At 63.2% G+C, this 6,454-nt stretch carries 5 protein-coding genes; all 5 read right to left on the minus strand.

Going from position 1 to position 6,454, the window contains the following annotated elements:
• Positions 1–51: 51 nt before the first annotated feature.
• The 5 genes from ACT9T4_RS13495 to ACT9T4_RS13515 all read right to left on the minus strand — a co-directional run bounded on the left by ACT9T4_RS13495 (position 52) and on the right by ACT9T4_RS13515 (position 6,178).
• On the minus strand, positions 52–2,484 hold the full coding sequence (locus ACT9T4_RS13495; protein ID WP_499117441.1) for a TonB-dependent siderophore receptor: 2,433 nt from the start codon (positions 2,482–2,484) through the stop codon (positions 52–54).
• Positions 2,485–2,571: 87 nt separating this feature from the next.
• On the minus strand, positions 2,572–3,537 hold the full coding sequence (locus ACT9T4_RS13500; protein WP_042556620.1) for a FecR domain-containing protein: 966 nt from the start codon (positions 3,535–3,537) through the stop codon (positions 2,572–2,574).
• The gene (locus ACT9T4_RS13505; RefSeq protein WP_042556621.1) at positions 3,534–4,055 is read right to left on the minus strand and encodes an RNA polymerase sigma factor; all 522 of its coding nucleotides are present in this window, start codon (positions 4,053–4,055) and stop codon (positions 3,534–3,536) included. The genes ACT9T4_RS13500 and ACT9T4_RS13505 overlap by 4 nt, the downstream gene beginning before the upstream one ends.
• Before the next feature lie 166 nt (positions 4,056–4,221).
• On the minus strand, positions 4,222–5,106 hold the full coding sequence (gene rarD, locus ACT9T4_RS13510; RefSeq protein WP_042556622.1) for an EamA family transporter RarD: 885 nt from the start codon (positions 5,104–5,106) through the stop codon (positions 4,222–4,224).
• Between the two features lie 97 nt (positions 5,107–5,203).
• On the minus strand, positions 5,204–6,178 hold the full coding sequence (locus tag ACT9T4_RS13515) for a serine/threonine protein kinase (protein ID WP_042556623.1): 975 nt from the start codon (positions 6,176–6,178) through the stop codon (positions 5,204–5,206).
• Between the last annotated feature and the right edge of the window lie 276 nt (positions 6,179–6,454).

Below are 6,454 nucleotides of genomic sequence, written 5' to 3' on the forward strand. Positions count from 1 at the left end.
GAAACGACAAGGCCGCCCAGTGGGCGGCCTTGTCGTTGCAGGGCTAGACGATCACCACTTGTAGTCGACGCTGGCGATCACGCTACGCGGGTCGCCGTAGTAGCAGTAGAAGCCATCGCAGGTCGACAGGTATTCCTTGTCGAACAGGTTCTTGGCATTCAGCGCGACGCTGGCGCCTTCGAGGGTGCTGTTGAATTTGCCGAGATCATAGCGCAGCGCTGCATCGTAGACGGTATAGGAGCGGGTATGACCGTCCGACACGTCGCGAACGAAGCCCATGCTGCCGACGGCAATGTTGTTGGTTTCGCCGATGTAACGTGCACCGAAACCAACCCCAAACCCGGCCAGCGCGCCGTTGTTCCAGGTGTAGTCGGCCCAGATGGATGCCTGGTTTTCGGGCGTCAGGGGCAGCGCTCTGTTCTTGTCCCGTGGGTCGCCGACCTTGGTCATCTTGCTGTTTGCGTAGGTATAGGCGGCCGTGATCTTCAGGTTGTCGCTGACGTTACCCACCGCCTCCAGTTCCAGGCCGCGTACCTGTACTTCTCGAACCGGTTCAGTGGCACCGGCGGTGCTGGTCGTGATGATGTTCTGCCGCTTCAGGTCATAGGCCGCCGCTGTGAACAGGATGTCGCTGCCTGGCGGTTGATACTTGATGCCCAGTTCGTACTGCTTGCCCGTGCTGGGCCGGAAGGTTCGACCACCACTGCCTCCAGCCTCGGCCTGGAAGGATTCGGCGTAGGACACATAGGGGGTGAAGCCGGAGTCGAACACGTAACTCAGCGCGGCATTACCGCTGAAGGCGCTGTCGCGGCGACTGTCTTCGGCGTTGCCTGCGTTATAGAACGTGGTGTCGGTGCTGAGCCAGTCCTGACGGCCGCCCAGCGTCAGGCGCCAGTTGTCGAGGGCGATCTGATCCTGGATATACAAGCCCATGCTGTGGCGTTTCTGGTTGTAATCCTGAAACGCGCTGTAGGAGACGTTGCTGAAATCCTGGCCATAGATCGGGGTGATGATGTTGCTGGTCGGCGCGGAGCCGAACAGCCACCGGTAGTTGGTGTTGACGCGCTGGTAGTCCACTCCGAGCAGTAGGGTGTGCTTCAGCGCACCGGTATCGAAGTCCGCTTGCAGGTTGGAATCTACCGAAAATTGGCTGACATCCTCGTCAACCACGTTGGCACCACGAGAAAGCGTTCCGTCATCTGCAACGGCCGTTGCGAAACCGCCCGCCGTAATGCTCTGAAATTCCAGATCGCTCTTGGTGTAACGCAGGTTCTGGCGGAACTGCCACATATCGTTGAGGCGATGCTCGAAGGCGTAGCCCAGCGCGTAATACTTCTTGTCGTAGAACTCCCAGTCCGGATCGCCGAGATTCTTGTGGTAGTCCACCTTACCGGCCGGCGTAGCGAGTTTTGTGCCTTGCAACGGCAGGAACTGGCTGGTGGTGCCGGTATCGTCGCGGTTGAACTGGCTGAGGAAGGTCAGCCGGGTGTCGTCGTCGAGGTTCCAGGTCAGGCTGGGGGCGATGTTGAAGCGTTGATCGTCGATATGCTCGATCGCCGTGCCGCTGTCGCGCAGTACACCGCCGATACGGTAAAGAAAACGCCCCTCGTCATCGACGCGGCCGGTGCTGTCGAAGCTGATCTGCTTGTGCTGGAAAGTGCCGACCTGCAGCTGTATCTCGTTGCTGCTGATAGCCTCCGGGCGCCGGCTGACCATATCCAGCAGGCCGCCTAGAGGTGTCTGGCCGTAAACCGAGGAGGCGGGACCGCGCAGCAGGGCGACGCGCTCCAGGTTCCAGGTTTCCAGCTTGGGCATCACGTAGGTGCCCTTGGGCAGTGGCAAGCCGTCGAGCATCTGGATCGGCTCGAAGCCACGGATCTTCATCCATTCGGCGCGGCTGTCACTGCCATAGCTGCTGGCGATCACGCCGGGCATGTAACGCACGGCATCATCCAGGTTCTGCACCTTGCGATCCTGCATCTGCTCGCGTGTCGCCACGGAGATCGAACGTGGTGCTTCGAGAATCGACGTGTCGGTCTTGCTGCCCGCCGCCGTGCGGGTGGCCAGGTAGCCGGTGGTCGGCCCCCAGGCACTCTCCACGCCAGTGCTGGCGCTGATGGTGGTCTCGGGCAATGCCAGCGCGGTGTTGTCCGCTACAGGCTGCACGCTGTAGGTCCCGGCAGCACCGGGTACCAGCATCAGGCCCGTGCCGGAAAGTGCCTGGCGCAGGGCGCCAGCGGTGTCGAACTGACCTTGTACCGGTTGCGCGCTCTTGCCGGCGGTCAGGCCCGGGTCGATGCTCAGCACCACACCGGCCTGGCCGGCGATCTGGTTGAGGGAGCTGGCCAGCGGCGCAGCGGGCAACTGGTAGGTACGCACGCCGGAGTCCGGCGCCTGGGCCAGACTGAGTGCGGGCAGGCTGACCAGCGCCATGGCGGCGACCAGCATGCTCGGGCGGAACGGGGTACGGCTGAACATCTGCATCGCAGGTGGCTCCTACAGGGAAATGAGTCTCGATTTCCTAATGCCGAAGCAGATGCAGAAAGTGATAGGGCCAGCGCGAAATATTTTTTACCGAGGCGTTTGCGGCACGACCGTTATCCACCAGTCGGTATGGCGCTCGATCCTTACCGGCAGGCTGGCCGGTAGCGCGGCCAGTGCCAGGTCTAGATTACGCAGCGGGAAGCTGCCGCTGATGCGCAGATCGGCGATGCTGTCGTCGACCCCCAGATGGCCGTTCTGATACTCGCCAAGCCGCTCCAGCAACTCGGCCAAACGCACGTTTTCCACCACCAGCATGCCGTGCATCCAGGCGTCCGCTGCGGCCGGTGCCGGCTCACTGGCGCCCAGGCCGTCGCTGCTCATCAGCACTTGCTGACCTTGCGGGATCACCCGCTCGTCGCTGGCGTAGCGCGGCTGTGCAGCCACCGCGGACTGCAGCACGATCAACTGGGTGCCCTGCTCGTCCTCGCGCACCAGAAAGCGGGTGCCCAGGGCACGCAGGGTGCCGTGTTCGGTCTCGACCAGGAACGGCCGCGGATCGCCGTGGGCGGTTTCCACGAGAATTTCGCCACTGCGCAGGAACAGCCGACGCTCTTCGGGGGTGAAAGCGATATCCAGCGCGCTGCGGCTATTGAGGCGCAGGCGGCTGCGATCGGCCAGTTGCAGTTCCCGTTGTTCGCCGGCTGCGGTCACTTCATCGGCCAGCCAGTCGCTCAGCGGGCGCTGCTGGTTGAGCAGGCCAAGCCCCAGCACCGCGACCAGCAACACACCGAGCAGGCCGCTGACGGTGCGTCGCTGGCTGCCAGCCGGGCGCCGCAACAAGGCCTTGCGCGCTGCCGGTGCCGCCGCCACCGCGAGTTGCTGGTCCAGGCCGGTCAGTTGTTTCCAGGCGCGTACATGCTCGGGGTCGCTGGCCAGCCAGCGCTGGAATTCGACTTTCTCCCGTTCACTGGTCATGCCCGAGTCGAGGCACAGCTGCCAGTGGATGGCGGCTTCCAGCACGCGATTGCTGACCGGCGCAGAGGCAGCGATCATGCCGTCGGCTCTCCGTACAGGGCGATGTAGCACTGCCGTACCGCCTGGGCGAGGTACTGGCGCACCCGGGGAACCGACACGCCGAGACGTTCGGCGATCTCGGCATGACCGAGGCCATCCAGGCGGTTGTAGAGGAAGGCACTGCGCGCCTTGAGCGACAGCGTGCCGAGCAGACGATCGATTTCGCGCAGGGCCTCGAGCACCAGCGCCTGTTCTTCCGGGCTCGCGTGCACCGCTTCAGGGGTGTGGCTCAGCTCTTCCAGGTAGGCGCGTTCAACGGCGTTGCGACGGAAGTGATCGATCAGCAGCCCGCGGGCGATGGTGCCGAGCAGGGCGCGGGGTTCACGCATCTGCTGCAGGTCGGCCTTGCCAAGTATGCGGACGAAGGTGTCCTGGCTGAGGTCTTCGGCTCGCTGCGGGCAACTCAGGCTTTTACGCAGCCAGCCGAGCAGCCAGTCGCGATGATCGCGATAGAGCTGACCCGTCAGTTGCTGATGCGTGGATTCCCCGACAGACACACGTAGCTCCGCGAATAAGGAGAAATAAAGCAATAACTATTCGCATATGATTGCAGGATGCAAGCAGGCCCTGCAATCGCTTGTGATCGGTTTTGTGTGGAAGGTCGTGGGGCTCGGAGCCGGGCAGGAATCCGCAAGCGCGAATGCCTGCCCTCGGCTTTGCCGGTCAGCGTTTGCGCAGGGTCAGCCAGGCATCGACGCTATACACCGCCAGACCTGCCCAGATGAACAGGAAGGCGACCATCTTGCTCGGGTCGAAATGCTCGTCGAACACGAACACGGCCAGCAGCAGCACCAGAGTCGGCGCCACGTATTGCAGAAAACCCAGGGTGGTGTAGGGCAGGTGCCGTGCGGCAGCGTTGAAGCACACCAGCGGGATCAGGGTGACCGGGCCGGCCGCCATCAGCCACAAGGCCTCGGTGGTGGTCCAGAATGCCGGCTGGTTGCTCATCGCCGCGGGGTGCAGAAGAATCCAGCCAATGGCCAGCGGCAGCAACAGCCAGGTCTCCACCACCAGGCCTGGCAGCGCAGCGACGGGGGCTTTCTTGCGAATCAGGCCGTAGGCGGCGAAGCTCAGTGCCAGTGCCAGAGACACCCAGGGCAGGCTGCCGACTTGCCATAGCTGCTGGGCGACGCCGGCGGCTGCCAGCCCTACGGCAACCCATTGCAGGCGACGCAGCCGCTCACCGAGGATCAACATGCCTAGCAGCACGTTGACCAGCGGGTTGATGTAGTAGCCCAGGCTGGCTTCGAGCATGCGCCCGTTGTTCACCGCCCAGACGTAGACCAGCCAGTTACCGGCGATCAGCGAGCCACTGATGGCCAGCACCGCGAAGCGTTTCGGGTGGTCGATCAGCTCGCGTAGCCAGCCGGGATGCTTCCATACCAGCAGTAGCAGCGCGCCGAATACGGCCGACCAGAGCGCCCGGTGGACGATGATTTCCAGCGAGGGAACAGCCTGAATCGCCTTGAAGTAGAGCGGGAAAAGGCCCCAGATGACATAGGCCGAAAGGCCCAGGATGTAGCCGCGGCGCAGGTCTGCGGTGGCCATGTAAGTCCTTGATAAGGCAGTGGAGGTTTGCACCATTCTAGTGCGTTGGTGCGGAGTTGTCCGTGCGTTCAGCTTTATTATCGCAGGCGCCTGCTGCTCAAAACAGTTTCAGCGGCTCTTCGTTCAAGGCGGCGATTTGCTCGCGCAGCATCAGGATCTGCTCGCCCCAGTACCGCTCACTGCCGAACCAGGGGAAGCTCTGTGGAAAGGCTGGATCGTCCCAGCGCCGCGCCAGCCAGGCGCTGTAGTGCATCAGCCGCAGGGAACGAAACCCCTCGATCAGCGGCAGCTCGCGCGGGTTGAAGTCGTGGAATTCCTGATAGCCGTCGACCAGTTCGGCAATCTGGCCAAGCCGCTCGTGGCGCTCGCCGGCCAGCATCATCCACAGATCCTGAATCGCCGGGCCCATGCGGCAGTCGTCCAGATCGACCATGTGATAGGTCTCGTCACGGCACAGCAGGTTGCCCGGGTGGCAGTCACCGTGCAGGCGGATCGCTTTCACCGGGTTTTCCGCGAACAGCTGATCCAGACGCTTGAGCAGGTCACGGGCGACCGACTCGTAGGCCGGCAGCAGGCTGCGCGGTACGAAGTTGCCTTCCAGCAAGGTCGCCAGGGAGGCGTGGCCGAAGTTGTCCACCCGCAGCGATTCGCGGTGTTCGAACGGGCGCAGCGAGCCAACCGCATGCAGGCGCCCGAGCAGTTGCCCGAGACGATAGAGCTGATCCAGATTGCCTGGCTCCGGTGCTCGGCCGCCTCGGCGCGGGAACAGCGAGAAACGGAAACCAGCGTGTTCGAACAGGGTTTCGCCATCGCGTTGCAGTGGCGCCACGACAGGCACATCGCATTCAGCCAGTTCGGCAGTGAAACTGTGCTCCTCGCGAATCGCCTCGTCGGACCAGCGGTCCGGTCGGTAGAACTTGGCAATCAGCGGCGTCTCCGCTTCGATGCCTACCTGATACACACGGTTCTCGTAGCTGTTCAGCGCCAGCACGCGGGCGTCGCTGAGGTAGCCGAGGCTCTCGACGGCATCCAGAACCAGATCGGGGGTGAGGGCGGCGAAAGGATGAGACATGATCAGCTCCGTCGGTTGGCCGGAGAGTGTAACGCCTGAGGGCCTTCGGCACGGCCACTATTCGCGCTCGTATCCTGATAGGTACGTATCAGGTGGGCTGACGCGGATCATCGTCCGGCCCACGCTGCGGTTGATACGCCTGGGGAGTAGGGTGGGCTTCAGCCCACCACCAATAACGCCCACGGCCCGGAGCTTCGAAGCGCATACTTTGAACAGTCAGCCACCATCGGCGTTGAATGGCTTCGGTGGGCTAAAGCGCCACCCTACGGTTGATAC

The organism is Pseudomonas sp. SZ40 (assembly GCF_052958135.1).